This window comes from Streptomyces sp. NPDC090741, assembly GCF_044769045.1.
Lineage (GTDB): Bacteria > Actinomycetota > Actinomycetes > Streptomycetales > Streptomycetaceae > Streptomyces.
Genome location: NZ_JBIVXF010000018.1, coordinates 85195 through 109251 on the forward strand (window position 1 = coordinate 85195; position 24057 = coordinate 109251).

Annotated in this window: 21 protein-coding genes and 1 pseudogene; 16 read left to right on the plus strand and 6 right to left on the minus strand. The window is 73.6% G+C overall.

Annotated elements, in window-relative coordinates:
* The first annotated feature begins 169 nt into the window (after window positions 1-169).
* Window positions 170-1576, plus strand: a complete 1407-nt coding sequence (locus tag ACIQU4_RS35355; protein ID WP_403739745.1) for an APC family permease — start codon at window positions 170-172, stop codon at window positions 1574-1576.
* Window positions 1577-1609: 33 nt separating this feature from the next.
* Here ACIQU4_RS35355 and ACIQU4_RS35360 read toward each other — a convergent pair whose 3' ends face one another.
* A complete protein-coding gene (locus ACIQU4_RS35360; protein ID WP_403739748.1) occupies window positions 1610-2650 on the minus strand; it encodes an NAD(P)-dependent alcohol dehydrogenase in 1041 nt (346 codons plus the stop codon).
* A gap of 138 nt (window positions 2651-2788) precedes the next feature.
* Between ACIQU4_RS35360 and ACIQU4_RS35365 the strand changes: the two genes are divergently transcribed.
* Window positions 2789-3589, plus strand: coding sequence for a helix-turn-helix domain-containing protein (locus ACIQU4_RS35365; protein WP_403739751.1), 801 nt, complete (start codon window positions 2789-2791; stop codon window positions 3587-3589).
* Window positions 3590-3718: 129 nt separating this feature from the next.
* Window positions 3719-4891, plus strand: a complete 1173-nt coding sequence (locus ACIQU4_RS35370) for an acyltransferase family protein (protein WP_403739754.1) — start codon at window positions 3719-3721, stop codon at window positions 4889-4891.
* 27 nt (window positions 4892-4918) lie between these two features.
* Here ACIQU4_RS35370 and ACIQU4_RS35375 read toward each other — a convergent pair whose 3' ends face one another.
* Window positions 4919-6721 carry a glycoside hydrolase family 15 protein gene (locus tag ACIQU4_RS35375; protein WP_403739756.1) on the minus strand — a complete coding sequence of 601 codons (1803 nt, stop codon included), beginning with the start codon at window positions 6719-6721 and terminating at the stop codon, window positions 4919-4921.
* A gap of 70 nt (window positions 6722-6791) precedes the next feature.
* The gene (locus ACIQU4_RS35380; protein ID WP_403739759.1) at window positions 6792-7349 is read right to left on the minus strand and encodes a DoxX family protein; all 558 of its coding nucleotides are present in this window, start codon (window positions 7347-7349) and stop codon (window positions 6792-6794) included.
* 132 nt (window positions 7350-7481) lie between these two features.
* Here ACIQU4_RS35380 and ACIQU4_RS35385 point away from each other — a divergent pair, with 132 nt between their 5' ends.
* From ACIQU4_RS35385 to ACIQU4_RS35395, 3 genes are all read left to right on the plus strand, one after another.
* Entirely contained in the window at window positions 7482-7946 is a 465-nt protein-coding gene (locus tag ACIQU4_RS35385; protein WP_403739762.1) for a MarR family winged helix-turn-helix transcriptional regulator, read from the plus strand.
* Between the two features lie 62 nt (window positions 7947-8008).
* A complete protein-coding gene (locus ACIQU4_RS35390; protein ID WP_403739765.1) occupies window positions 8009-8332 on the plus strand; it encodes a YkvA family protein in 324 nt (107 codons plus the stop codon).
* A gap of 82 nt (window positions 8333-8414) precedes the next feature.
* Window positions 8415-9710 (plus strand): SUKH-4 family immunity protein, encoded by a 1296-nt coding sequence (locus tag ACIQU4_RS35395; RefSeq protein ID WP_403739767.1) that lies wholly within the window; start codon window positions 8415-8417, stop codon window positions 9708-9710.
* A gap of 29 nt (window positions 9711-9739) precedes the next feature.
* Here ACIQU4_RS35395 and ACIQU4_RS35400 read toward each other — a convergent pair whose 3' ends face one another.
* Window positions 9740-10375, minus strand: coding sequence for an alpha-ketoglutarate-dependent dioxygenase AlkB (locus ACIQU4_RS35400; protein ID WP_403739770.1), 636 nt, complete (start codon window positions 10373-10375; stop codon window positions 9740-9742).
* 359 nt (window positions 10376-10734) lie between these two features.
* On the opposite strand from ACIQU4_RS35400, the gene ACIQU4_RS35405 reads away from it, so the two are divergent.
* The 6 genes and pseudogenes from ACIQU4_RS35405 to ACIQU4_RS35430 all read left to right on the plus strand — a co-directional run bounded on the left by ACIQU4_RS35405 (window position 10735) and on the right by ACIQU4_RS35430 (window position 16025).
* Complete coding sequence (locus ACIQU4_RS35405; protein ID WP_403739772.1) at window positions 10735-12702, plus strand: APC family permease; 1968 nt, start codon at window positions 10735-10737, stop codon at window positions 12700-12702.
* 92 nt (window positions 12703-12794) lie between these two features.
* Complete coding sequence (locus tag ACIQU4_RS35410) at window positions 12795-13355, plus strand: universal stress protein (RefSeq protein WP_403739774.1); 561 nt, start codon at window positions 12795-12797, stop codon at window positions 13353-13355.
* A gap of 261 nt (window positions 13356-13616) precedes the next feature.
* Window positions 13617-13862 (plus strand): annotated as a pseudogene (locus ACIQU4_RS35415) (glycoside hydrolase family 15 protein); the annotation flags it as partial.
* Between the two features lie 82 nt (window positions 13863-13944).
* Window positions 13945-14949, plus strand: a complete 1005-nt coding sequence (dhaK, locus tag ACIQU4_RS35420) for a dihydroxyacetone kinase subunit DhaK (RefSeq protein ID WP_403739777.1) — start codon at window positions 13945-13947, stop codon at window positions 14947-14949.
* A gap of 54 nt (window positions 14950-15003) precedes the next feature.
* Window positions 15004-15624, plus strand: coding sequence for a dihydroxyacetone kinase subunit DhaL (dhaL, locus tag ACIQU4_RS35425; protein WP_403739780.1), 621 nt, complete (start codon window positions 15004-15006; stop codon window positions 15622-15624).
* Window positions 15621-16025, plus strand: a complete 405-nt coding sequence (locus ACIQU4_RS35430; protein WP_403739783.1) for a PTS-dependent dihydroxyacetone kinase phosphotransferase subunit DhaM — start codon at window positions 15621-15623, stop codon at window positions 16023-16025. The genes dhaL and ACIQU4_RS35430 overlap by 4 nt, the downstream gene beginning before the upstream one ends.
* A gap of 57 nt (window positions 16026-16082) precedes the next feature.
* Here the strand turns inward: ACIQU4_RS35430 and ACIQU4_RS35435 are convergent, their stop codons facing one another.
* Entirely contained in the window at window positions 16083-16505 is a 423-nt protein-coding gene (locus ACIQU4_RS35435; protein WP_403739787.1) for an RNA-binding S4 domain-containing protein, read from the minus strand.
* 134 nt (window positions 16506-16639) lie between these two features.
* Between ACIQU4_RS35435 and ACIQU4_RS35440 the strand changes: the two genes are divergently transcribed.
* The 3 genes from ACIQU4_RS35440 (at window position 16640) to ACIQU4_RS35450 (ending at window position 20112) form a co-directional block, all read left to right on the plus strand.
* Window positions 16640-17035 carry a molybdopterin-binding protein gene (locus ACIQU4_RS35440; RefSeq protein ID WP_053692665.1) on the plus strand — a complete coding sequence of 132 codons (396 nt, stop codon included), beginning with the start codon at window positions 16640-16642 and terminating at the stop codon, window positions 17033-17035.
* 112 nt (window positions 17036-17147) lie between these two features.
* A complete protein-coding gene (modA, locus tag ACIQU4_RS35445; RefSeq protein ID WP_403739790.1) occupies window positions 17148-17969 on the plus strand; it encodes a molybdate ABC transporter substrate-binding protein in 822 nt (273 codons plus the stop codon).
* 151 nt (window positions 17970-18120) lie between these two features.
* On the plus strand, window positions 18121-20112 hold the full coding sequence (locus tag ACIQU4_RS35450; RefSeq protein WP_403739793.1) for an ABC transporter permease: 1992 nt from the start codon (window positions 18121-18123) through the stop codon (window positions 20110-20112).
* A gap of 12 nt (window positions 20113-20124) precedes the next feature.
* Here ACIQU4_RS35450 and ACIQU4_RS35455 read toward each other — a convergent pair whose 3' ends face one another.
* The gene (locus ACIQU4_RS35455; protein ID WP_403739796.1) at window positions 20125-22803 is read right to left on the minus strand and encodes a phosphodiester glycosidase family protein; all 2679 of its coding nucleotides are present in this window, start codon (window positions 22801-22803) and stop codon (window positions 20125-20127) included.
* 199 nt (window positions 22804-23002) lie between these two features.
* Between ACIQU4_RS35455 and ACIQU4_RS35460 the strand changes: the two genes are divergently transcribed.
* Window positions 23003-24037 (plus strand): DUF4328 domain-containing protein, encoded by a 1035-nt coding sequence (locus tag ACIQU4_RS35460; protein ID WP_403739798.1) that lies wholly within the window; start codon window positions 23003-23005, stop codon window positions 24035-24037.
* Window positions 24038-24057: the final 20 nt, after the last annotated feature.

A 24057-nucleotide genomic window follows, 5' to 3' on the forward strand; every position in this document is an offset into this window, starting at 1 on the left:
GCGGGACCCGACGATGGAATCCGCAGGAGAACTGCTCTTGACCTGCGAATCCCGCAGGGATTCGATGTCGGCCCGGGAGCCACTGAACCACTCTGCTCACCACCGCCTCGGAGGCGATACCGCTCCCGCACCTCAGTTCACCGCACCTGCCGATCGGAACCCCGCACCGATGTCTGAAACGATCAGCGCCCCTCAGGCCCTCGCCCCCGCCACCGGGCCCGTCCCCCAGAAGCTCAAGCGTTCCATCGGCATCGTCGGCGGCACACTGCTGACGCTCTCGTGCGTGACGCCCGCTTCGACCTTGTTCGTCGTCGTGCCCGACCTGTTCGCCAGCCTCGGCTCGTGGACCGCCCTCACGATCGCCATCGGTTCGCTGCTTTGCATCGGCGTCGCGTTCTGCTACTCGGAGCTCGGCACCCTGATCCCCAGCGCCGGCGGCGAGTACGCGATGGTGTCGACCATGGCGGGCCGGCTGGCCGGCTGGCTGGTGTTCGTCCTCTCCCTGCTGGTCGTGATGATCGTGCCGCCCGTGATCGCCATGGGCACGGCCGACTACCTCGCGCCGATCGTGCACATACCGGCCCCGGTCGCGGGCGGCGGCGTGATGCTGCTCGCCACCCTCGCAGGCCTCCTCGACCTGCGGGCCAACGCCTGGATCACCGGCATCTTCCTGGTGCTGGAGGTGGTCGCCGCCGCGCTGGTCGCCGTACTGGGCTTCGCGCACAGCGAGCGCGGCGCCGACGCGCTGGTGCACGGCACGGTCGCGGCCGAGGGCGGCGGTACGTCCACGGTGACCGCGATGATGGTCGTCTCCGGGCTCGCCATCGCCCTGTTCATCACGCAGGGCTTCTCGACCGCCGTCTACCTGTCGGAGGAGCTGGAGAACCCGCGGCGCAACGTCGCCCGTACGGTGCTCGCCACCCTCGCCATCTCCACGGCCGTCATCCTGATCCCGGTCATCGCGATCACCGTCGGCGCGCCCGACCTCACGGCGCTGTCCGAGGGCGACCTCGGCGGCATGGTCACCGCCTGGTCCAACTCGGCCGTCGGCACCTTCGTCAGCCTCTGCGTCGCCCTCGCCATCATCAACGCCGGCATCGTCATGGTGATCCAGAACTCGCGCGTGCTGTTCGCCTCCGCCCGCGACAAGGCCTGGCCCGCGCCGGTCAACCACGCGCTGTCCAAGCTGGGCCGCTTCGGCTCCCCGTGGGTGGCCACCCTCCTCGTCGGCGTCCCGGGTGCGGCGCTGTGCTTCGTCAACCTCGACACCCTGTACGGGGTCACCGGCGTCTCGGTGACCGGCATGTACCTGCTGGTCGCGGTGGCCGCGCTGTTCGCCCGGGGCGGGGCGCACCGCGCGGTGGCCGCCTGGCGGATGCCGCTGTGGCCGGCCGTGCCGATCGTGCTGATCGCCGTACTCGCGTACATCCTCACGCAGCAGGAGACCCAGTACCTGCTGTGGACCGGCGGGATCGTGGCCGTGGCCACGCTGTACTGGGCGCTGTACCTGCGGCCGCGGCAGGACACCCGCTGGCTGGTCAGCATCCCGGAGGACGACGAGCCCGCCGCCGTCTGATCCGCGCTCCCCGATGGACGGGGCCGTACGGGTTCAGTTCCCGTCGGCCCCGTCCATCGTGATGACGACCTTGCCGAAGGGCGCGTCCGTCGCGTACTCGCGGTAGGCCGTGCGCGCCTCCTCGAAGGGGTGTACGCGGTCGATGACCGGGCGCAGCCCGTGGGCGGCCACCGCCCGGTTCATGTCCTCGAACTGCGTGCGGCTGCCGACGAAGACCCGGCGGATCGTGGCCAGGCTCGACGCGTACGCCGCGTGCGAGATCTCGATCCCGGACTTGGCGGGGCTCGCGGTGATCAGCAGGGCGATCTGCCCGTACAGGGCGCTCGCCCGCACCGACTGCTCGATGGTCTCGGGGCCGCCCGTCTCCACGACGAGGTCGGCGCCGAGGCCGCCGGTGAGGTCCCGTACGGCCCGGCCCCAGTCGGGGGTGCGCCGGTGGTCGACGACCTCGTCGGCGCCGAGTGCCTTGAGGCGGTCCGCCTTGCCGGCGCTGGATGTGGTCGACACCACCCGGCAGCCCAGCAGTTTCGCGAACTGCACGGCGAAGAGGGCGACCGGACCGGTACCCAGCGTCAGTACGGTCTGGCCGGGCAGCAGCGGGTCCCCGCCGGTCAGCGCGTGCCAGGCGGTGACCCCGGCGCAGGGCAGCGTGGCCGCCTCCTCCCAGGTCAGGTGGTCCGGGACGCGGACCGCCCACTGCTCGTCGAGTACGGCGTACTCCGCGAGCATCCCGTCGAGGGTGCAGCCGGGCTGGTCGAGGGCGTCCGGGGTGATCCGGCCGGTGCGCCAGCGCGGGAAGTACGCGCAGGACACGCGGTCGCCCACCGCGAACCGGGTCACCGCCTCCCCGACGGCGACCACCTCACCGGCGCCGTCGCTGAGCGGGACCACGCCGGGTACGGCGGGCAGCGGGTAGAGCCGGTCGAGGATGAGCAGGTCCCGTTTGTTGAGGGAGGCGGCCCGGACGGCGACGACGATGCCGGTGGGGCCGGCCGGTTCGGGCCGGGGTCCGCCGGAGTCGCGCAGCGCGATTCCCTCGATGCCGCCGAATGCTTCCAGGTGGTACGAGCGCATTGCGTCCTCCGGGCTTGTCGGTGGCGGGGTGGGGCGGGGTGCGGCGGGGTGTGACGCCCAGATTCCGGGGTCGGGGACACGCCGGCAATTCCCTCCGGGGAATCGCCCGGTCCGGCCGGCGGCGGCTAGAAAGGGCCCATGGCCACCACCGCTGCCCCCGCACCCACCCCGTTCGCCCGTGAGGTCCGCCGGCGGCGGGCACTGCGCCGGATGAGCCAGCTCGAACTGGCCACCCTGGCCGGGACCACCCAGCGCCACCTCAGCTTCATCGAGAGCGGCCGTTCGGTGCCGGGGCGGGCGATGGTGGTCCGGCTCTCCGAATCCCTCGGGCTGACGCTGCGGGAGCGCAACTCGATGCTGCTGAGCGCCGGTTACGCGCCGGCGTACGCGGAATCGCCGCCGGAGTCGGCCGCCGTCGGGCCGGCCATGGAGGCCCTGCGCTCCATCCTGACCGGACACCTGCCGTACCCGGCGGTGGTCGCCGGTCCACGCGGCGAACTCGTCCTGGCGAACGCCGCGTTCGAGGTGCTGAGCGAGGGCGCGGCCGCGCATCTGCTCGCGCCGCCGGTGAACGTGCTGCGGCTCGCACTGCATCCCGAGGGCATGGCGCCGCGCGTGGCGAACCTGGCGGCGTGGGGACGGCACATCACGGAGAGCCTGCGAGCCCGGGCCACGGCCCACCCGGACCCGGAACTCGACGCAATCATCGGCGAGTTGACCGGCTACCTGCCGCCGACCCCACCGCCGGGCCCGGACCACCTGGGCTTCGCGGTCCCCCTGCGCCTGCACATCGCCGAGGGCGAGCTCCGGCTCCTGACGACGCTGACGTCGTTCGCGACGGCCGTGGACGTCACCCTGGCCGAGCTGCACCTGGAAGCCTTCCTCCCGGCCGACCCCCAGACGGCCACCCTCCTCCACCGCCGCACGGCCGCCGTCTGACCCGGTCGGGAAGCAGAGAAGCCGGGCCCCGGATGCGTGTGGGTGCACAGAGCACCGATACGATCGCACGGTTCCAGACCCCCCGAACGTATCGGTGTCGCAGACACCCCCATGACTTTCAGAGGTGTCATGTCCGACAGGCTCGTCCTCACCGGGGACCATGTCCCGGAGCCCGCCGAGGCGCCGCAGACAGCCGCCGCCCCCGGCCGAAGCGGCCAGCGGGTGTGGTCGAGGAGCGGTGGGGCCGGGGCCGCGCGGGCGCCTCGAATAGCCGTACTCGACGGTCTGCGGCTGTTGGCGGCGCTGTCGGTGGTGCTGTTCCACTACCTGGCCGGGTCGGGGACGATCCCGTGGCAGCGGGCCGCAGTGGAGTTGTTTCCCACGCTGCACAAGGTCGCCGAGTTCGGCTGGCTCGGCGTGGTCCTCTTCTTCATGATCAGTGGGTTCGTCATCTGCATGTCCGGCTGGGGCAAATCGCTCCAGAAGTTCTGGCAGGGCCGGATCCTGCGGCTGTTCCCCCTCTACTGGGTGGCGGTCCTGCTCTCCTCGGCGGCCGCGCGCCTGGGCCCGCACGTTCCGGGCGAGCCGCGGGTCACCGTCGGCCAGATGCTCACCAACCTCACGATGCTGCACGAGCCCCTCGGTGTGAACAGCGTGGACAACGTCTACTGGACGCTCTGGATCGAGCTGCGTTTCTATCTGGTCTTCTCGCTCGTCGTCCTGCTGGGCACCGGCTACCGCCGCGTCGCGACCTTCTGCTGGGTCTGGGCGCTGGGCTCGGTCCTGGCACCCGCGTCGGGCATCCCGCTGCTCGACCAGCTGCTGGTGCCCCGGTGGGCGCCGTTCTTCATCGCCGGGATCGCGTTCTACCTGGTCCGCCGGGCGGGCAGGATCGAGGGGGAGACCCTGGGCATCCTGGCGCTGTCCTGGCTGCTGATGCAGCACCGCCTCCCGGCGATCATGCAGGGCGAGGGGCACGGCATCAACTGGAAGGTCTGCCTGGCCGCCATCACCGCCATGTACCTGCTGATGGGCCTGATCGCGCTCGGCAAACTGGACTGGATCCAGTGGCGCTGGCTGCCGGTCGCGGGCGCGATCTCATACCCCCTCTACCTCGTTCACCAGTCACTGGGCGTACGGGTGATCTGGCGCTGGAACGAGCAGTGGGGCCCGTGGCCCACCCTGCTCGGCGTGATCGCCGGCGTCGTACTGATCGCCTGGCTGCTCCAGCGCCTGCTGGAGCGCCCTCTCACCCAGCTGCTGCGCCGCCTGATGAACCCGGCCGCGCCACCGTCCCCGTAGATCCCCGGCTGCCCCGCCCCAGGGCGCTCAGCCCGCGGGCGGGCCGGCGGGGCGGCCCAGAGTGATGGCCGTGTTCACCAGGCCGACGTGGCTGAACGCCTGTGGGAAGTTGCCGAGTTGGCGGCCGGACACCGGGTCGTACTCCTCCGCGAGGAGTCCCACGTCGTTGCGTACGGCCAGCAGCCGCTCGAACAGCTCCCGGGCCTCCTTCTCCCGCCCGGTCATGTGCAGTGCGTCGGCCAGCCAGAACGAGCAGGCCAGGAAGGCCCCTTCGTCGCCGGGCAGCCCGTCCACCGACGGGCCCTCGGTGCTGTAGCGGCGGACCAGGCCGCTGCTGCCGAGCTCCACCCGCACCGCGTCGACCGTGCCGATCACGCGCGGGTCGTCGGGCGGCAGGAATCCGACCCGCGGGATGAGCAGGGTGGCGGCGTCCAGTTCGCGGGAGCCGTAGTACTGCGTGAAGGTGCCCCGCACCGGGTCGAAGCCGTTCTCGATCACGTCCCGGTGGACCTCGTCCCGCATGGTCCGCCACCGCTGCACGTCGCCGAGCAGCGAGGGGTCGCTCTCCATCGTGCGCACGGCCCGGTCCGCGGCGACCCAGGCCATCACCTTGGAGTGCACGAAGTGCCGGCGCGGCCCGCGCACCTCCCACAGGCCCTCGTCCGGCCGCCGCCAGTTGCGCTCCAGGAAGTCGAGGAGCGCGAGCTGGATCCGCCACGCGTGCCGCTCCGAGGGCAGCCCGTTCGACCTGGCCAGGTAGAGGGAGTCGAGGACCTCCCCGTACACGTCGAGCTGGAGCTGGTCCACGGCCGCGTTGCCGACCCGGACCGGGGCGGAGGAGGCGTAGCCGCGCAGCCACGGCAGGTCGGATTCGGGGATCCGGCGCTCGCCGCCGATCCCGTACATGATCTGGAGGTCGGCGGGGTCTCCGGCGATCGCGCGCAGCAGCCAGGCGCGCCAGGCGCGGGCCTCGTCCAGGAAGCCGGTCTCCAGGAGGGAGCCGAGGGTGAGGGTGGAGTCGCGCAGCCAGCAGTAGCGGTAGTCCCAGTTGCGGACGCCGCCGAGCTCCTCGGGCAGGGAGGTCGTGGCGGCGGCCGCGATGCCGCCGGTCGGGGCGTACGTGAGGGCCTTGAGGGTGATCAGGGAGCGGGTGACCGCCTCCCGGTAGGGGCCCTCGTAGGTGCACTGGGCGGACCAGTCCCGCCAGGCGGCGAGGTTCTGCCGGAGCGTGTCGTACGGGTCGACGGTCGCGGGGCGCGGTTCGTGCGAGGCGTGCCAGGTGAGGACGAAGGCGACCTGCTCGCCCGGGGCGACGGTGAACTCGGAGCAGGTGCTGTTGGCCTCGCCCCAAGTGGGTACGGAGGGTTCGCTGCGGAACCACGCGGAGTCGGGCCCGGCGACGGCGACCCGGTCGCCTTCGGCGCGGCGGACCCAGGGGACGACGTGCCCGTAGTCGAACCGCAGGCGCAGGACGCTGCGTACGGTGACCTCGCCGGTCAGGCCTTCGACGATGCGCATCACGTCGGGCGCGTTGTCGCGCTGCGGCATGAAGTCCGTGACCTTGAACGAGCCGCCGTCCGGGGTGTCCCAGTACGACTCCAGGACCAGCGAGCCGTCGACGTAGGCGCGGCGGGTGCACTGCTCGTCGTCGGCGGCCCCGGCGGGCGAGATGCGCCAGTGGCCGTTCTCCTTGTCGCCGAGGAGCGCCGCGAAGCAGGCGGGCGAGTCGAAGCGCGGCAGGCACAGCCAGTCGATGGACCCGTCGCGGCCGACGAGCCCGCTGGTCATGAGGTCGCCGATGAGTGCGTAGTCTTCGATGGGTTGTGTCATTTGTGCGCTGTTCCCCCCAATGCCCGGGTCCAATCAATCCGGGACCCGGGCACCCTCTGGAGCGCGACGGTCAGTTGCGTACGAGGAGCAGCGCGCCCGCGATGACCACGGCGAGGGCGACGGCGAGGAGGCCGTGGGCCAGCCGGTGGCTGCGCAGTACGGGCAGGAAGCGGTCTGCGGCGTACTTGCCGGGGCCGGTCAGGGCCACGGCGGCCGCGGCGACGGTCAGGAGCAGCTCGTACTCGATGCCCTTGGGGGCGAAGAACGCGCCGGCGCCGTGCACGGCGATCGCGTTGATCATGGTGCCGACGACGGCGGCCCCGGCGAGCGGGGTGAGCAGCCCGAGGACGAGGCCGAGGCCGCCGAGGGTCTCGGTCAGGCCGGCGACGACGGCCATGGCGTCGCCCGCGGGGTAGCCGCTGGCGGTGAAGAACTGGCCGGTGCCGCTGATGCCGCCGCCGCCGAACCAGCCGAAGAGCTTCTGGACGCCATGGCCGGCCATGGTGAGTCCGAGGACGACGCGCAGGAGGAGCAGGCCGGCGTCGTGGGCGGAGGTGGAGAGGGCGAGCGGGACGGCCGGTACGGCTGCGGCCTGCGGCTTCGTCGCGGTGACGGAGGGGCTGGTCATGGGGGGGATCCTTCCGGTCGGGCGGTCCGGGCGGGGACGGGGTTGCGGTGGAGCAGGGTTGTTCAAATTCGAACCGCCAGCCCCGACCCTAGCGAGTGATTCAAATTGGAACAACCCGTGTAGGCTGGGCGCATGGCTGAAACGAGATGGCTGGACGAGCGCGAGATGCGCGCCTGGAGCGGCTTCCTGGCCGCGTCCGCCTTGGTGAACCGCCACCTCGACCAGCAGCTCAAGGACGACTCCGGCCTCTCGCACCCGCAGTACGAGATACTCGTACGACTCGCCGCGGCTCCGGACGGCGAGCTGCGGATGACAGAACTGGCCAATGGCCTGATCAATTCGAAAAGCGGGCTGACCTACCAGGTCACGCAGCTGGAGAAGGCGGGCCTGGTCCGCCGCCGCAGCTGCCCATCCGACGTGCGCGGGGTCTTCGCCGTCCTCACGGACGCCGGCCGGGCCCGCCTGGAGGAGGCCGCGCCGGGGCATGTGGCGGCGGTCCGGAAGGCACTGATCGACGTGCTCACGCCCGCGCAGCTCGAAGCGCTTGCGGACGGGCTGGGCGAGGTCAGCCGCCGGCTGCGCACGCACGGCGGTTGACGGACGGCGGATAGTGGACGGCAGGGCGCGGGTGGCGCGGCCGGACGGGGTATAGGGGTGACATGGACGCAACGGTCTGGCTGACGATCGCCGCGCTCGTCGCCCTCGGGCTGGCGATCACGGCCGGCGTGCTCCTCGTACGGGTCTTCGCGGCGCGGCGGCTGCTGCTCGACGCCGGGATCCCGCTGCGCGACAAGGCGCTGTTCTGGGTCGCGGTGATCTACACCGTCTCACCGGTGGACCTGATCCCGGACCCCGTGTACCTCGACGACATCGGCGTACTGCTGCTGGCGCTGCGCTCCCTGCACGCGGCGGCCGCGGCGGTGCGGCCGGGCGTGACGGCGGCCTCGAAGCCCGCCGCGGCGAAGGAGCCGGACCCCGCGTAGCGGCGCGGGCCGCCACGGGCCGCCACGGGCCCAACATCCCCTGGGTCGGGGACTGTCAGTGGCCTCCGGCACCATGGTCGGCATGCCTCGCGAAGATCTTGACGCCCTGTTCCCCTCCGCCGCCGCCCCGCCGGAGGCCGGAGCCGCCCGGATACGGGAGTGGCCCGGCCCCGAGACGGGGGGCGGGGTCGCCCGTGAGGTCTTCAGCCAGGCCGAGGCCGTGTTCGGGTACGCGGAGGTATCGCGGGCGGAGTTCGGCTCGTGGCTCCACTTCGCCGCGAAGGTGCTGGGACACGACGCGTACGCGGAGCGGATAGCCGCGGCCGAGCCCGGCATGCCGTGGCGGACCGTATGGGCCTGGTGGCGGCCGGTCGGGGCCTTCCGGGCCGAACCGAACCTCAGCGGGGACGCCTCGGCGCTGGTCTTCGACGGGCCGGAAGGCCGGAGCCTGTTGAAGGTCTGGTCGCTGTGGACCGAGGAACGCTGGTTCGACCTGGCCACCGGCGCGCCGTGCCCCGCGCCCGCCGCCGGGGAGTTCACCCGGCGCACGGCGGAGCCCGAGGAGGCGGAGCCGTTCCTCTTCGACCCGGACGAGGAGGCCTGGGCCCTGCACTGCCCCGGCACCTGGGAGGACCCGGTACCCCTCGGCGGGGGCCGCTTCCTGCTTGCCGAGGCCCGCGGGATCGTGGTGGTGGAGCGCAACGGGGCGGTGTCCGCGACCGGTTGGCCCGCCGGCGGCGCCGACACCTCCTCGTGGAACGAGGGCGCGAGCGATCCGTGGTTCGCCGGCCCGGAGCCGGGTGAGACCCCGCTGGACGCGGCCCGCGTGGAGGCGGTGTTCGGCGCCGACCGCACGGTCCGCGTACCGGATGCGCGGCTGCCCGCGGAACTGACCCACCTCCCGACCCGGGAGCTGATCAGCACCGTGGGCCTGCCGCGCCACTGGGCGGCGGGCGTGACCTCGTTCGAGCTCGCCTGGACCGAGGACGGGCCCGGGGACGGGCCCGGGGAGCCGGAGTCCGAGGCCGGCTTCGGCGGACTGCTGCGCCTGGGGACGTTCGAGCTGGGCTACGCCGACGAGGGCCATGTGCTCGTCCACCCGGAGACGGGCGCGGTGTCCCTGGTCCGCGAGGGCGAGGGGCCGTTCCCGTTCGCCCGGGACACGGAGACGTTCGTACGCCTCCTGGAGGCCGTGCGGCGGTTCATGGGGGCGTGCTGGGACCCGTATCCCGAGGAGAACGGCTACGGCTCCTTTCTCTGCGAGGTGGGGAACCTGGAGCCGGAGGTCCTGGAGTCCGACGATCCCGAAGAGCCCGGCGCCGCGGTCTGGGAGCACATCTTCGCGTCCATCACGGAGCTGAGCGTCTACGGGTACTGAGCGGGGCCCCGGCGACCGGGGACCACGGCTCAGCGGACGCCGCGGGGGCGGTACTGGATGCTGATGCGCGGGCCGACGGCGCGGGTGGACTTGGGGATGGCGTGCTCCATCGTGCGCTGGCAGGAGCCGCCCATCACGACGAGGTCGCCGTGCCCCAGGGGCAGGCGCAGCAGGGTGGGTCCCCCGTCGCGGGGGCGCAGGACGAGATCGCGGGGGTCGCCGACCGAGAGGATCGCGACCATCGTGTCCTCGGTGGCGGACCGGCCGATGCGGTCCCCGTGCCAGGCGACGCTGTCGCGGCCGTCGCGGTAGAGGCAGAGTCCGGCGGTGGCGAAGGGCTCGCCCAGCTCGGGGGCGTAGTGCCGGGTCAGCGTGGAGCCGGCCTCGGTGAGCACCGGGTGCGGCAGCGGTTCGCCCTCGTCGTAGAAGGCGAGCAGGCGGGGTACGTCGACCTCGCGCTCGTACATCTGGCGGCGCTCGGCGCGCCACGGCACGTCCTCGGCCAGCCGCTCGAACAGCGTGTCGGCGCCCGAGAGCCAGCCGGGCAGGTGGTCGACCCAGGCCCCGGCGCCCAGCCCGGTTCGGCTCAGCCCCGGGAGGGGGCCGAGGCGGATCTCGTCGCCCTGGTCGAAGAGGGAGCCCTGAAGGCCGGGGATCGTACGCACGGATCCATCATATCGCGCCACTCGAACATTCGATCGATTCATGGCCCACAGGCGCCCGCTCCCCCGGAATCGGGCCGTCAAGGTATCGCTAGGGAGGCGTTAAGGAGCCGTCAAGACCGGTGGGGGTCGCGAACTTGGACGGCCGTCCAGGCAGGGCCGTGGTACGGCACGTCTACGCAGGTGGGAGGCGGGTTCCGGGCGAAGTACGGGGCTCCGCCCAACCGGAGCAATCCCCCGAGCGGCACCGTCAAGGGCCCGTCAGCATGAGAACGCGCGCGTGCACGAATGATCGAGTTCCGTACGCTTGCCCAGCCGTCGCACCGATGGCCGGATCCAAGCCGTACGAAGGAGCACCCGCGATGGCCACCCCCACCCAGCCGAGCCGCCTGAGGGCATGGCTCCTGGAAGGCCTGACCGACCAGACGAAACACCGGTCGGGCCATCGGCCGGAGGAGGAGCCGGACGGGAGCCCGGCGGCCGGGGCCGCCGACCACGGGCGGCCGTGGTGGCGCGTGATGTGCCTGACCGGCCTCGACTACTTCTCCACCCTCGGCTACCAGCCGGGCATCGCGGCCCTCGCGGCCGGCCTGCTGTCACCCCTGGCGACGATCGTGCTGGTGGTACTGACCCTGCTGGGGGCGCTGCCGGTCTACCGCCGCGTCGCGGAGGAGAGCCCGCACGGCGAGGGGTCCATCGCGATGCTGGAACGGCTGCTGTCGTTCTGGAAGGGCAAGCTGTTCGTCCTGACCCTGCTGGGCTTCGCGGCCACCGACTTCCTGATCACGATCACCCTGTCGGCGGCCGACGCGACCGCGCACCTGGTGGAGAACCCGCATCTGACGAGCACGCTCAACGGCCATCAGGTCCTGATCACCCTGATCATGATCGCCCTGCTGGGCGCGGTGTTCCTCAAGGGGTTCAGCGAAGCCATCGGGGTGGCCGTGGTCCTGGTCTTCTCGTACCTCGCCCTGAACGTCGTCGTCATCGCGGTCGGCCTGTGGCAGGTCGCCAGCGAGCCGCAGGTCATCGGCGACTGGAAGGAAGCGCTGACCGCCGAGCACGGCAACGTGTTCATGATGATCGCCATCGCGCTCGTGGTCTTCCCGAAGCTGGCGCTGGGTCTGTCCGGGTTCGAGACCGGTGTCGCGGTCATGCCGCACGTCCAGGGCTCCCCGGACGACACGGAGGAGAAACCCGCGGGCCGGATCCGCGGCACGAAGAAGCTGCTCACCACCGCCGCCGTGATCATGAGCGTGTTCCTCATCACCAGCAGCTTCGTCACCACCCTGCTGATCCCGCCCGCAGCGTTCCAGCCCGGCGGCGAGGCCAACGGCCGCGCCCTGGCCTACCTGGCCCACGAGTACCTGGGTTCCGCGTTCGGCACGGTCTACGACATCTCGACCATCCTCATCCTGTGGTTCGCGGGCTCGTCGGCCATGGCCGGCCTGCTCAACCTGATGCCGCGCTACCTGCCCCGCTACGGCATGGCCCCGCAGTGGGCCCGCGCCCTGCGCCCGATGGTCATCGTGTTCACCCTGATCGCCTTCCTGGTGACGTGGATCTTCGACGCCGACGTCGACGCCCAGGGCGGCGCGTACGCCACCGGTGTCCTCGTCCTGATCACCTCGGCGGCCGTCGCCGTGACCATCGCCGCCCGACGGGCCGGGGAGCGCGGCTGGGCGATCGGCTTCGGCGTGATCTCCGCCGTCTTCGTCTACACCACCGCGGTCAACGTGGCCGAGCGCCCCGACGGCGTGAAGATCGGTGCCTGCTTCATCGCCGGCATCATGGCCCTCTCCCTGCTCTCCCGCCTCGCCCGGGTCTTCGAGCTGCGCGTCACGCACGTGGAGTTCGACGACATGGCGCAGCGGTTCATCCGCGACACCGCCAACCGCACGATGCGTTTCATCGCCAACGAGCCCGACAACCGGGACCTCGACGAGTACCGGCTGAAGAAGGCGCAGATCCGCGCGGACAACGACATCCCGGCCGAGGACGACGTCATGTTCGTCGAGGTCACCGTCCTGGACGCGTCGGAGTTCGAATCCGGCATGCGGGTGCGCGGTGAAGTCCTGCACGGCCGCTACCGCGTCCTGACCCTGGAGAGCTCCAGCATCCCCAACGCGCTCGCCGCCCTCCTCCTCCACGTACGGGACGAGACCGGCCAGCGCCCGCACATCTACTTCGAGTGGACCGAGGGCAACCCGATGGCCAACTTCTTCCGCTTCTTCCTCTTCGGGCAGGGCGAGGTCGCCCCCGTCACCCGCGAGGTCATCCGCGAGGCCGAACCCGACCGCAACCGCCGCCCCCACGTCCACGCCGGCTGACGGCGAGCGGTATCAGCAACCCGTCATGGTTCGCGGCTTCCCCGTCAGGAAGCCGTCAGCGGACCACCCGTATCCGCCCGCCCGGCGCTTGCATGGGAGCCGGCAGCAGACCGGATGAGGGGTGGACGGTGGACGCAGTGCGGCACAGGGTCGTGGTCGGTGTGAGCGGGAGCTCGGGCAGCCTGACGGCCCTGCACCGGGCCGCCGCCGAGGCCCGGGTGCGGGGCGCGGAGTTGTGGGTGGTCCTGGCCTGGCAGGCGCCCGGCGGGGACATCGGCAGCCGCGGCCCGGGCGGGGTCCCGGTGCTGGCCGCCGCCAAGGCCGCGGCCGAGGAGCGGCTGCGGCTGGCCCTCGACGCAGCGTTCGGCCCGGCCGGGCCGGGCGTGACTCTCGCGGGCCACGCCGTACGGGCCACGGCCGGCGCGGCCCTCGTCGATGCGGTGGGCGGCCCCGAGGACCTGCTGGTCGTGGGGACGGGCGGGCGGGGGACCGTACGCCGCCTGCTGCGGCCTTCGGTGGCCCGCCACTGCCTGGCGCACGCGCCCTGCCCCGTACTGACCGTGCCGCCGTCCCCGCTCCAGGCCGAACTCGACGCCGTCCACCGGCGGAACGTCTGGCGGCTCCCGCTGGACACGCGCGAACTCGCGGAGTGACGCACGGCTCGCCGTCCCGGCCGGTGATGACGTCCGGCTGTGCACGCTCACCGCGTCCGCGTCCGCGTCCGCGTCCGCGACCGTCCGGCCGGGCGCGATCCGGGCACCGTACGTACCGTGGGAGGGCAGCCACTCACCACCGGAGTCGCCATGACTGCCTATCCCCCGATCGCGGACCACGGTCTGATCGGCGATCTCCAGACGGTCGCGCTGGTCTCCAGCGCCGGGACCGTCGGCTGGCGGTGCACGCCGCGGTTCGACTCGCCCAGCATCTTCAACCTGTGCAGCTTCCTGTACGTCGAGGCGCTGGCCCGGGCCGGCCGGATCGTCCAGGCACGGTACGCGTTCGACAAGATGCTCACGTACGCCAACCACGTCGGCCTGTTCGCCGAGGAGATCGGGGCCTCCGGCGAGCAGCTGGGCAACTTCCCGCAGGCGTTCACGCACCTGGCGCTCATCGACGCCGCGTTGGCGCTCGACGAGGAACTGGACCGCCGGTCGGCATGAGCGCGCCGTCCGGCTGGGTAGGGGGAGCGAGCGCGCTGTCCCCCTCCCGCCCACCATTTGTCGGCCTCACCAGGAGATACCCATGCGGATGCTGATCAACAGTCCCGAGACCGTCGTCGCCGATGCGCTGCGGGGGATGGCGGCCGCGCATCCCGAGCTGGACGTCGATGTGGAGCGGCGGGTCGTCGCACGGCGGGACGCCCGGGCCGGGGGCCGGGTGGGGCTGGTGTCCGGGGGCGGGTCGGGGCACGAGCCGCTGCACGCCGGGTTCGTGGGGTACGGGATGCTGTCGGCCGCGTGCCCCGGGGAGGTGTTCACCTCGCCGGTGCCCGACCAGGTGCTGCGGGCGGCGGCTGCCGTGGACTCCGGGCAGGGGGTGCTGTTCGTCGTCAAGAACTACACCGGGGACGTGCTGAACTTCGAGATGGCCGCCGAACTCGCCGAGGAGGACGGCCTGCGGGTGGAACGCGTGCTGGTCAACGACGACGTGGCCGTCACCGACAGTCTGTACACGGCGGGGCGGCGCGGCACCGGGGCCACGCTGTTCGTCGAGAAGATCGCCGGTGCGGCCGCCGAGGAGGGCGCCCCGCTGGAGCGGGTCGCCGAGCTCGCCCGGCGGGTCAACGCGTCCTCGCGGAGCTTCGGGGTGGCGCTCAGCGCGTGTACGACACCGGCGAAGGGCAGCCCGACGTTCGACCTGCCCGACGGGGAGCTGGAGTTGGGGATCGGCATCCACGGCGAGCCGGGCCGCGAGCGGCGGGCCATGATGCCGGCCCGGGAGATCGCGGAGGTCGCGGTGGGAGCCGTACTGGAGGAGCTCGGGGAGGTGGCTCCGGCGGACGGGCCGGTACTGGCACTCGTCAACGGCATGGGGGCGACGCCTCTGCTGGAGCTGTACGGGTTCCACGCGGAGGTGGCGCGGGTGCTGGCGGAGCGCGGAGTGCCGGTGGCGCGGACGCTGGTCGGAAACTACGTCACGTCCCTGGACATGGCGGGGTGTTCGGTGACGCTGTGCCGCGCCGACGAGGAGCTGCTGCGGTTGTGGGACGCGCCCGTCCGGACTCCGGCCCTGCGGTGGGGCTGCTGAGAGGGTGGGCGGGCACGGTGCGGACAAGGTTGTGGACACGGTGAGGAGACGGAATTGCGTGACGTGGAATTCTTCCGGCGTTGGATGACAGCCGCCGGGGCCGCGGTGGAGCGCGAGGCGGACCGGCTGACCGAGCTCGACTCCCCCATCGGGGACGCCGACCACGGGAGCAATCTGCTGCGCGGCTTCACGGCGGTACGGGCGGCCCTGGCGGCGGATCCCGCCGCGAGTCCGGGGGCGGTGCTGGTGCTGGCGGGGCGGACCCTCATCTCGACGGTCGGCGGGGCCTCGGGCCCGTTGTACGGGACGCTGCTGCGGCGCACGGGCAAGGAGCTCGGGGAGGCCGCCGAGGTCTCCGACGAAGCGCTGCGCAAGGCTCTGTACGCGGGAGTGGGCGCGGTGGCGCAGCTCGGCGGGGCGGCGCCGGGCGACAAGACGATGCTGGACGCGCTGGTACCGGGGGTGGCGGCGCTGAGCACCTCGTACCGGGCGGCCGCGGGCGCGGCGGAGAACGGGGCGCAGGCGACGGTGCCGATGCTGGCCCGCAAGGGGCGGGCGAGCTACCTCGGTGAGCGGAGCATCGGCCACCAGGATCCAGGGGCGACCTCGGCGGCCCTGCTGCTGGGGGCTCTCGCGGACACGGCGGACGCTACGGATGCGGCGGACGCCGCATGAGCGGGCCGGCGGTCGGGATCGTGCTGGTGTCGCACAGCGCGGCGGTCGCGCAATCCGTGGCGGACCTGGCGCGGGGCCTGGCGGCGGGCGGCCCGGTGGTCCCGGTGGCCGCCGCGGGCGGCACCGCGGACGGCGGTCTGGGTACGGACGCGGACCGCATCGCGGCGGCCGCGCACGAGGTGGACCGGGGCGCGGGGGTCGCGCTCCTGGCGGACCTGGGCAGCTCGGTCCTGACGGTCAAGGCGCTGCTGGTCGAGGACGAACTCCCGCCGGGGTCCCGGCTGCTGGACGCCCCGTTCCTGGAGGGAGCGGTGGCCGCGGTGGTGGCAGCCTCCGCGGGCGCCCCCTTGGACGCGGTGGCAGCGGCGGCCGAGGAGGCCTACACGTACCGCAAGGTCTGACCGGCGGGCCGGGGCGTCCCCTTTCGGATCGCGCCGGCCCGGCTCGGCCTGGTCCGGTCAGCGGCCCCGGGCGCGGAGGGATTCGATTTCGCGGCGGTCGCGCTTCGTGGGGCGGCCCGTGCCGCGGTCGCGGACACCGACCACCTCGGCCTCGATGCGCGTCGGCGCCGGCGGGCTGTTGTCGACGAAGCATTCCGCGGCCACCGGCGCACCCACCCGCTTCGTCACCGGCCGCTTCACCACGACGATGCGCTCGCGCCCCGCGTGGAACAGCCGTACCTCGTCCCCCGCCCGCACCACCTGCGCCGGCTTCGCGCGCTCCCCGTTGACTTTCACATGGCCCGCCCGGCACGCGGTCGCCGCGACCGAACGGGTCTTCGTCAGGCGGACCGACCAAATCCAGGCGTCCACCCGGGCGGATCCCGTGGTCCCCGTTCCCGTAGCCGTTCCCGCGCCCGTTCCCGTTGCTTCATCAGCCATGCCGAAACTTTAGCCAGCCGGCCGGCCCCAAGCGGAATTCATATTGGCGGAAATGCCAAAGGGCATGGCATCTGCCATGTGTATCAGCCCAAGGGAATTGCAAATGCGGGACACGTGCCCCTACCTTGTCGCTCATGCAGTCCTACACCATCGGACAGGCGGCGCGCCTGCTGGGCGTCAGCCCGGACACCGCCCGCCGCTGGGCCGACGCCGGCCGTGTCGCGACCCACCGCGACGACGCCGGCCGGCGACTGATCGACGGCCGCGACCTGGCCGCCTTCTCCGTGGCAGTGGGCCAGGGCGCCCACGCCGAGGACGAGGAGCCGTACACCTCGGCCCGCAACGCGTTCCCCGGCATCGTCACCGCCGTCAAGCTCGGAGACGTGGCCGCCCAGGTCGAGATCCAGGCAGGTCCCCACCGCCTGGTCTCCCTGCTCACCCGTGAGGCCGTCGAGGAACTCGGACTGGAGGTCGGCATGCAGGCCACCGCCCGCGTGAAGTCCACCAGCGTGCACATCGACCGCACCTGACCCTCCAGCACCAGCGCACGTTCTCACCCGCTCCGCCCGTCACCGGCGCGGGTCACCACCACGCGGAACCGGCACCAGGCCGGCCGCCGACCCGACCGAGGAGCACCAGCTCATGTCCCCGATCCTGAACCGCCGCAGTGCCTTCACCGCCGCGCTGACCGCCGCCCTCCTCGTACCCGCGCTGGCCGCCTGCGGCAGCAGCGACAAGAAGGATTCCGGCGCCGCGGCCTCCCCCTCGGCGAACGCCTCCGCCTCCGCCGAGCCCAAGGCCGCGAACCTCACCGTCCTCGCCGCGTCCTCCCTCACCGACGTCTTCAAGACCGCGGGCGCCGCGTACGAGAAGGCGCACCCCGGCACGAAGGTCACCTTCTCCTTCGCCGGCTCCCAGGAGCTCGCCGCCCAGGTGAAGCAGGGCGCCCCGGCCGACGCGCTGGTCACCGCCGACACCAAGACCATGGACGGGCTGAAGGCCGAGACCAACGACCCGGCGATCATCGCCAAGAACCGCCTGGTCATCGCGGCCGGCAAGGGCAACCCGTTCAAGGTCGACGAGCTGAAGGACCTGGCCGACACCAAGATCAAGGTCGTGCTCGCCGCGCCCGAGGTCCCGGTCGGCCGCTACAGCAAGCAGATCCTCGACGCCCAGAAGATCGAGGTGAAGCCGGTCTCCCAGGAGCCCAACGTGCGCGCCGTGCTGAGCAAGGTCGAGCTCGGCGAGGCCGACGCCGGCCTCGTCTACAAGACCGACACCATCAAGTCCGGCGACAAGGTCTCCGTCGTGGACATCCCGGACGCCGAGAACGCCGTGGCCTCCTACCCGGCCGCCACCCTGAAGGCGTCCAAGAACGCCGAGGCCGCCGCCGCGTTCGTGGCCTGGCTGAGCACCCCCGAGGCGCAGAAGATCCTCCAGGACGCGGGCTTCCAGAAGGCGTAACCGGCGCCGCAGCCGCAAGGATCGAGAGGGACTGCCTGGTCCGGGGGGACGGGCGGTCCCTTTCCGCGTATCCCCGCCGACGCGCCGTACTCCCCGCGCTCCTGTACTCCCCGCGCTTCCCGTCCCCCGTACGCTTCGGCCAGGAATCCACATGAGCAGACACCGCACCCGCACCCGGCCCCCCGTGACCCTGGCGCTGCCCGCGCTGCTCGCCGTCGCGTTCCTGCTGCTGCCCCTCATCGGCATCCTCAGCCGCACCGAGTGGGGCGAGGTCGGCACCCACCTCACCAGCCCGGGTGTGGTCCAGGCGCTGCGCCTCTCGCTCTTCGTCTCCCTGTGGGCTCTCGGCCTCTCTCTGCTCCTCGGTGTGCCGCTGGCCTGGCTGCTGGGCCGTGTCCCGTTCAGGGGGAAGGCGTTCGTCCGCTCGCTGGTGCTGCTCCCGATGGTGCTGCCGCCGACGGTCGGCGGCGTGGCGCTGCTGCTGGGCTTCGGCCGGCGCGGGCTGCTCGGGCCCTGGCTGGAGGGGACGTTCGGGATCACTCTGCCGTTCCACACGTCAGGGGCCGTCGTGGCGGCCACCTTCGTCGCCATGCCCTTCCTCGTCATCAGCCTGGAGGGTGCGCTCGGCGGCCTCAAGCAGAGCTACGAGGAGACCGCCGCCTCCCTCGGCGCCTCGCCGGTCCGGGTGTTCTTCACCGTGACCCTGCCGATGGTGGCGCCCGGCCTGATCGCGGGCGCCGCCCTCACCTGGGCCCGCGCGCTCGGCGAGTTCGGCGCGACCATCACCTTCGCGGGCAACCTGCCCGGCACCACCCAGACCCTGCCGCTCCAGGTGTACCTGCTGCTCCAGGACGAGCCGGAGGCCGCCACCTCCGTCTCACTGCTGCTGCTCGTGATCGCCATGGCCGTACTGATCGCCCTGCGCGGCCGCTGGACCGGCACCCCGGCCGCCGCCAGGCCCGCCGCGGCCCCGGGGATACCGGACGAGGCGGCGGCCGCGGCCCCCGGGACCGAGCGGACGCCGGGCGCACCGGTGCCGGCGGACCTGCCCGACGGCCTGCCCGACGGCCTGCCCGCCGGCCCGTCCGCCGCCCCCGACGACGGCGGCCACTGGCCGCTGCACGCCACCGTCACCGGCTTCAACGAGCTCACCCTGGATGCCGATCCCGGCACCACCATCGCCGTCGTCGGCGAGAACGGCGCCGGCAAGACCACCCTGCTGCGCGCCCTCCTCGGCCTCACCCCGCGCGCCCACGCCGAACTCCGGCTCGGCGACACCGACGTCACCGAGCTGCCCCCGCACAAGCGCCAGGTGGCCTGGGTCCCGCAGGACGGCGCACTGTTCCCGCACCTGAGCGCGCTGGCCAACACCGCGTACGGGCTGCGCGCCCGCCGGGTGCCGCGCGCCGAGGCCCGCCGCGAGGCGCAGCTGTGGCTGGACCGGCTCGGTGTCGGCCACCTCGCCGCCCGCAAACCCGCGCAGCTGTCCGGCGGCCAGGCCCAGCGCGTCGCCCTGGCCCGCGCGCTGGCCGCCCGGCCTCGTCTGCTGCTCCTCGACGAACCGCTCGCCGCCCTCGACCAGACCACGCGGGCCCGGGTCCGGCACACCCTGCGCACGCACCTGGCCGGCTTCGGCGGAGTCTGCCTCATCGTCACGCACGACCCCGTCGAGGCGGTCTCCCTCGCCGACCGGGTCCTCGTCCTCGCCGACGGGCGTACCCTCCAGGACGCCCCGCCCGCCGAGGTCACCCGCCACCCCCGCTCCCCCTGGGTCGCCCGGATGCTCGGCCGCAACGCCTGGTCCGGCACCGCGTCGGCCGACGGCCTCGTACTCGCCGCCGGGGGCCGCCTGGTGGTGGCGGAGGCGCTGCCCGAGGGGTCCCGGGCGCTGGCGATCATCGGCCCGGAGGCGGTGTCGGTGCACCGCGACCGCCCGGCCGGCAGCCCGCGCAACGTCTGGCAGGGCTCCGTACGGGAGATCACCGCCGTCGGCAGCCGACTGCGCGTGCTGGTCGGCTCGGCCGAGGCCCCCGACCTGGTCGCGGAGATCACCCCCGAGGCCGCGGCCGAACTGGGGCTGGTCGACGGCTCGAAGGTGTGGACCAGCGTGAAGGCGACCGAGGTCACGCTCGTGGAGCTCTGACTCGTACCGGGTTCAGGGCGTGTGCCGGACCGCGAGCCAGTCCCCCGGGGCGAAGGCGTCGACGCCGACCAGGGTCCGGCCGGTGCTCGGGGCTGCCACCGACAGGACGCCCTCGGAGCGGTCCGCCGCGAACTCCGGGGCGCCGAGGGTGAGTACGGCGGCCCGTTTGCCGGTGGTGCGCCGGAACCCGGCGAGCAGACGCCCCGTCAGGGCAGCCTCCTTGAGGTCCACGCGGTCCGGCGCGTACGCCCGTACGACGGCCAGCGCGCCCGTGTCCGGCTCCCGGGCGGCGGCCGCCAGGGCCTCGCGCAGGGCCCGCATCCGGTACAGGCCGCCTCCCCCCAAGGTGGGCTTGGCGGTGTCGAGCGACAGGAACCGCACCCCGCGGTGCACGAACTCCGGCCGGTCGGCGCCGGTCAGCACGAAGTCGGCACCGGCGTCCCCGCCCCCGGCCCCGCCCCCGACGGCGAACCGCCAGGGCCGCGCCCGGACCCCGGCCTCGGTGGCCACGATCGGATCCCGGACCACGGGCACGGCGGCGGGTCCCGTCGGCGGGGTCCGGGCGCCGAGCGTGTCGAGCCCGAGCCGTCCGGGGCGGGTCCCCCCGACCGCCGAGAGCCGGGTCACGGTGAGCGGCGGCCGGGCGGTGGCCGGGAGCGGAAGGGTGACCTCCCGCCAGCCGGTCCAGTCCGCGGCGGGCCCGCGCACCGTGACGGCGGCCCCGTCCGCGTCGGCCAGTTCCGCGGCGGGCCGGGCCCCGGAGCCGTCGCCGCCGACCCAGAGCGTGAGCGAACGGGCGAGCTCCGGCACGGGCAGGGGGCGCGGCGGAGCGGCACTCCCCTGCGCCCCGGCCCGGGGCAGATCCAGGGCGAGCCCCGCGCCCGGATGCCCCTCGGCCACGGAGGCGCCCGCTCCGGTCCACTCCCCGGCATCGGCCAGATCGGCGAGCGGCAGGGTCACCAGCCCGACGCCGAGCGGGATTTCGACGGCCGCGCCCGGCGAGCCGCCGGCCGCCCGGACCGTGGCGCGCAGGTGGCCCGTGGCCTGGGGGACGAGGGCGGTGACGGTGAAGCCGCCGCGGCCGTCATCGGCGACGCTCCACCGGGACCGGTCGAACTCCAAGGCCACGTCCCGGGGTTCCACGACGGCGGCGGCGCCCTGTGCGTCGTACCCGGTCAGCCGGAATCCGCCCTTCTCCCCCTGTTCCGCGAGCCCGATCCGGGCCGGCGCGGGCCGGATCCGGGTCAGCGGGCCGAGCACCTCAAGCGACAGCGCACCGTGCGCCGTTGTGCGCCGGGCGTGCGCCGTCGCACGACCGGGGCGCACGGCGTGGAACACCCCGGCGGAATCGACCCGGCCGGCCCCCTCGGCGTACCACACCGTCGCGCCCGGGGCCGGACCCAGCAGCGCGTCGTACCCGGTGGCCGAGAGTCCCCGGGTGAGCCCGGGGAAGACCCGGGTGAAGTCCTCGGTGGTGCCGCCGACGGGCTCGATCCGGTACCCGGCGGTCCGGCCGGAGCCCGCCGGGGCCGTGAGGACGAGCCCGTTCGGCACGGGCCGCGGCCGCCCGTCCGACGGGGAGTTCTCCAACGCCAGGGCCGTCGCCCCGCTCAGCCCGGCGAGCAGGGTCGAGGAGCCGCCGCCGTCGAGGTTCAAGGCCTCGTACGCGCCGAGCCGGTGCATCAGCCCGCCCAGCGCGGTCAGGGTCAGGCCGCCGCTGTCCCGCTGGCGGCCGTCCACGGTGAGGATCCGCAGCCGACGCCCGTCGCGCGAGAACCCGACGGCCGTGCGCGGCGCGGCGGTGTCGTTCGATTCGCCGTCGTGGTTCTGCGGGACACCGGCCACCACGAGGGCCTCGCGACCGCCGACGGCCGCCACCGGGACCGGTCCGGCGCCCGGGACGGCCCGGGCTGCGACGGCCACGGCGTCCCCGGGCCGCAGGGCGGCGAGTTCGGCGGCGGCCGACCCGCCGGCGGCCGCCGACAGCAGCGTGGTGCCGGGTTCCGGACGCTCCCGGCGGGCCGGGCCCCGTACGGGCGGGGCCGCGGCCGTGACCCGGCCGTCCCGGACCGCCACGGCGGTACCCAGGGCGGGCAACTCCGCCCCCGGCCAGTCGGAGGTGTACGCGGACAGGCCCCCGGCGGCCGGCCGGGCCGCGTTGTAGCCGGTCAGCGGGCGCACCGCGCCACCGGGCAGGGTGACGCTCCCGTCGAGGCCGAGGCGCAGGATCCGGCCCCTGCCGTCGGCGCCGAACCCGGCGGCCGGGGCCTCGCCGGGCCCCGGGCCCGCGGAGTGCAGCAGCCGGCCGTCGCCGAGGCCGGGGCCGAGCGGTGCGCCCGTACCCCGGATGTCGAAGAAGTCGCCGTTCACGGCGGCGACCACGCGCCGCCCGGGCCCCGCGGGGTGGCGGGCGGCGGACTCGGCGACGGTGGCCGGGCCGTGCCCGCCCAGGTACTCGGCGCGCACCCCGCCGCTCCCGCCGAGGTCGACGAGGAGCTCGTCGATCCGCAGCCAGCGGTCGGCCTCCAGCCGGTCGTACGACTCCAGCCGGATCCCGGGGGCGATCTGCCGGCCGGTACGGGCGGTCTCGATCCCGTCGGACCCCGCACCGGCGGCGAGCGCGGGCGCAGGGGCGGGAGCGACGAGTACGGCGGCGAGCAGGACGGGCAGCAGCGGACGCAGGCTCAGCACCCAGGCAGGATCGGCCACTCGGCCCGCCCTGGGCGGGCACGACCGTCCGTGCCCCGCGGTTTCAGCCATTCGCCCGTCATTCGGCCCGCAGAAAGGATTTGGCCGCCGGATGCCGGGCTGGCAAGGTTCGAGCGTGCCCGCCGCAGGTCAGCGGGCATCCGCATCTCAGTCACATGTTCCCGTGGGGGGTACACACCGCATGTCCTCGAACGAGCCGCAGGGCCCGCCGACTCCACCTCCGGCTCAGCCGCCGGCCGAGGCCGCGGCCCCGGCCGAAGCCCCGGCCGAAGCCCCGGCCGAAGCCCCGGCCGCGCCGCAGCCCCCGACCGAGGCCAAAGCCTCAGCACCGGCTCCGGCACCGGAGCAGCCGCAGCCCGCCGCGCAGCCGCAGCCGTACCCGGCGCAGGCCCACCCGGCGCAGGCCCACCCGGCCCAGCCCTACCCCGGACAGCCGTACCCCGGCCCACCCCAGCCCGGGTACCCCGGCGGCCCGTACCCCGGCCCACCCCAGCCCGGGTACCCCGGCGGCCCGTACCCCGGCATGCCGTACGCCGCTCCGTTGCCCCCCACCGACGTGCTGCGCTCCCCGCGCGGCCTGGCGGTCGCGGTCACCGCGCTGCTGGGGGTCGCGGCCGCGGTCAACCTGTTCTCGGCGGCCATCAGCGGGTACGTCTTCACGCTCATGAAGCGCGTGAGCACCGACCCGGCGGACGTCGGCCAGGGCACGCTCGACCGGTCGGACGTCATGACCGCTGTCGCCGGCTCCCTCCAGGCCCTGATCCTGCTGGCCACGGCGGTCGTCTTCATCATCTGGTTCCACCGCGTGCGCGTGAACGGCGAGATCATGCGCCCCGACGCCTTCGTCCAGAAGCGCGGCTGGGCCATCGGCGCTTGGTTCATCCCGATCGGCAACTTCTTCCTGCCGTTCCAGATCGCCAGGCAGACCTGGACGGCCAGCACCCAGCTCGGGCCCGACGGCTCCTTCCGCGAGGTCTCGGCCGCGCCCCTCAACGCCTGGTGGGCCCTGTGGGCCTCCTCGCTGGTGCTCGACCGGGTGTTCAGCTCGATGTACAAGGGGGCCGACACCCCTGAGGCCCTGCGCGACGCGTCCGCCGTGGGGATGGTCACCGACCTGGTGACGGTCGCCGCCGCCGTCCTCGCCATCGTCTTCGTCCGCAAGCTGACGGCCATGCAGACCATCAAGGCGGAGCAGGGCCCGTACGCGGCGGTCTGACCCGCCGCCCGGCGGCGCCC

What these genes read in the sequence shown, in the direction of transcription:
- ACIQU4_RS35435 (WP_403739787.1), bottom strand. Translation starts at nt 16,505, where the DNA reads ATGGCTGATGAAGCAACGGGAACGGGCGCGGGAACGGCTACGGGAACG.
- ACIQU4_RS35430 (WP_403739783.1), top strand. Translation starts at nt 15,621, where the DNA reads ATGAGCGGGCCGGCGGTCGGGATCGTGCTGGTGTCGCACAGCGCGGCG.
- ACIQU4_RS35405 (WP_403739772.1), top strand. Translation starts at nt 10,735, where the DNA reads ATGGCCACCCCCACCCAGCCGAGCCGCCTGAGGGCATGGCTCCTGGAA.
- ACIQU4_RS35450 (WP_403739793.1), top strand. Translation starts at nt 18,121, where the DNA reads ATGAGCAGACACCGCACCCGCACCCGGCCCCCCGTGACCCTGGCGCTG.
- ACIQU4_RS35370 (WP_403739754.1), top strand. Translation starts at nt 3,719, where the DNA reads ATGTCCGACAGGCTCGTCCTCACCGGGGACCATGTCCCGGAGCCCGCC.
- ACIQU4_RS35440 (WP_053692665.1), top strand. Translation starts at nt 16,640, where the DNA reads ATGCAGTCCTACACCATCGGACAGGCGGCGCGCCTGCTGGGCGTCAGC.
- ACIQU4_RS35390 (WP_403739765.1), top strand. Translation starts at nt 8,009, where the DNA reads ATGGACGCAACGGTCTGGCTGACGATCGCCGCGCTCGTCGCCCTCGGG.
- dhaK (WP_403739777.1), top strand. Translation starts at nt 13,945, where the DNA reads ATGCGGATGCTGATCAACAGTCCCGAGACCGTCGTCGCCGATGCGCTG.
- ACIQU4_RS35355 (WP_403739745.1), top strand. Translation starts at nt 170, where the DNA reads ATGTCTGAAACGATCAGCGCCCCTCAGGCCCTCGCCCCCGCCACCGGG.
- ACIQU4_RS35375 (WP_403739756.1), bottom strand. Translation starts at nt 6,721, where the DNA reads ATGACACAACCCATCGAAGACTACGCACTCATCGGCGACCTCATGACC.
- ACIQU4_RS35380 (WP_403739759.1), bottom strand. Translation starts at nt 7,349, where the DNA reads ATGACCAGCCCCTCCGTCACCGCGACGAAGCCGCAGGCCGCAGCCGTA.
- modA (WP_403739790.1), top strand. Translation starts at nt 17,148, where the DNA reads ATGTCCCCGATCCTGAACCGCCGCAGTGCCTTCACCGCCGCGCTGACC.
- ACIQU4_RS35385 (WP_403739762.1), top strand. Translation starts at nt 7,482, where the DNA reads ATGGCTGAAACGAGATGGCTGGACGAGCGCGAGATGCGCGCCTGGAGC.
- ACIQU4_RS35360 (WP_403739748.1), bottom strand. Translation starts at nt 2,650, where the DNA reads ATGCGCTCGTACCACCTGGAAGCATTCGGCGGCATCGAGGGAATCGCG.
- ACIQU4_RS35365 (WP_403739751.1), top strand. Translation starts at nt 2,789, where the DNA reads ATGGCCACCACCGCTGCCCCCGCACCCACCCCGTTCGCCCGTGAGGTC.
- ACIQU4_RS35410 (WP_403739774.1), top strand. Translation starts at nt 12,795, where the DNA reads ATGGGAGCCGGCAGCAGACCGGATGAGGGGTGGACGGTGGACGCAGTG.
- ACIQU4_RS35460 (WP_403739798.1), top strand. Translation starts at nt 23,003, where the DNA reads ATGTCCTCGAACGAGCCGCAGGGCCCGCCGACTCCACCTCCGGCTCAG.
- ACIQU4_RS35395 (WP_403739767.1), top strand. Translation starts at nt 8,415, where the DNA reads ATGCCTCGCGAAGATCTTGACGCCCTGTTCCCCTCCGCCGCCGCCCCG.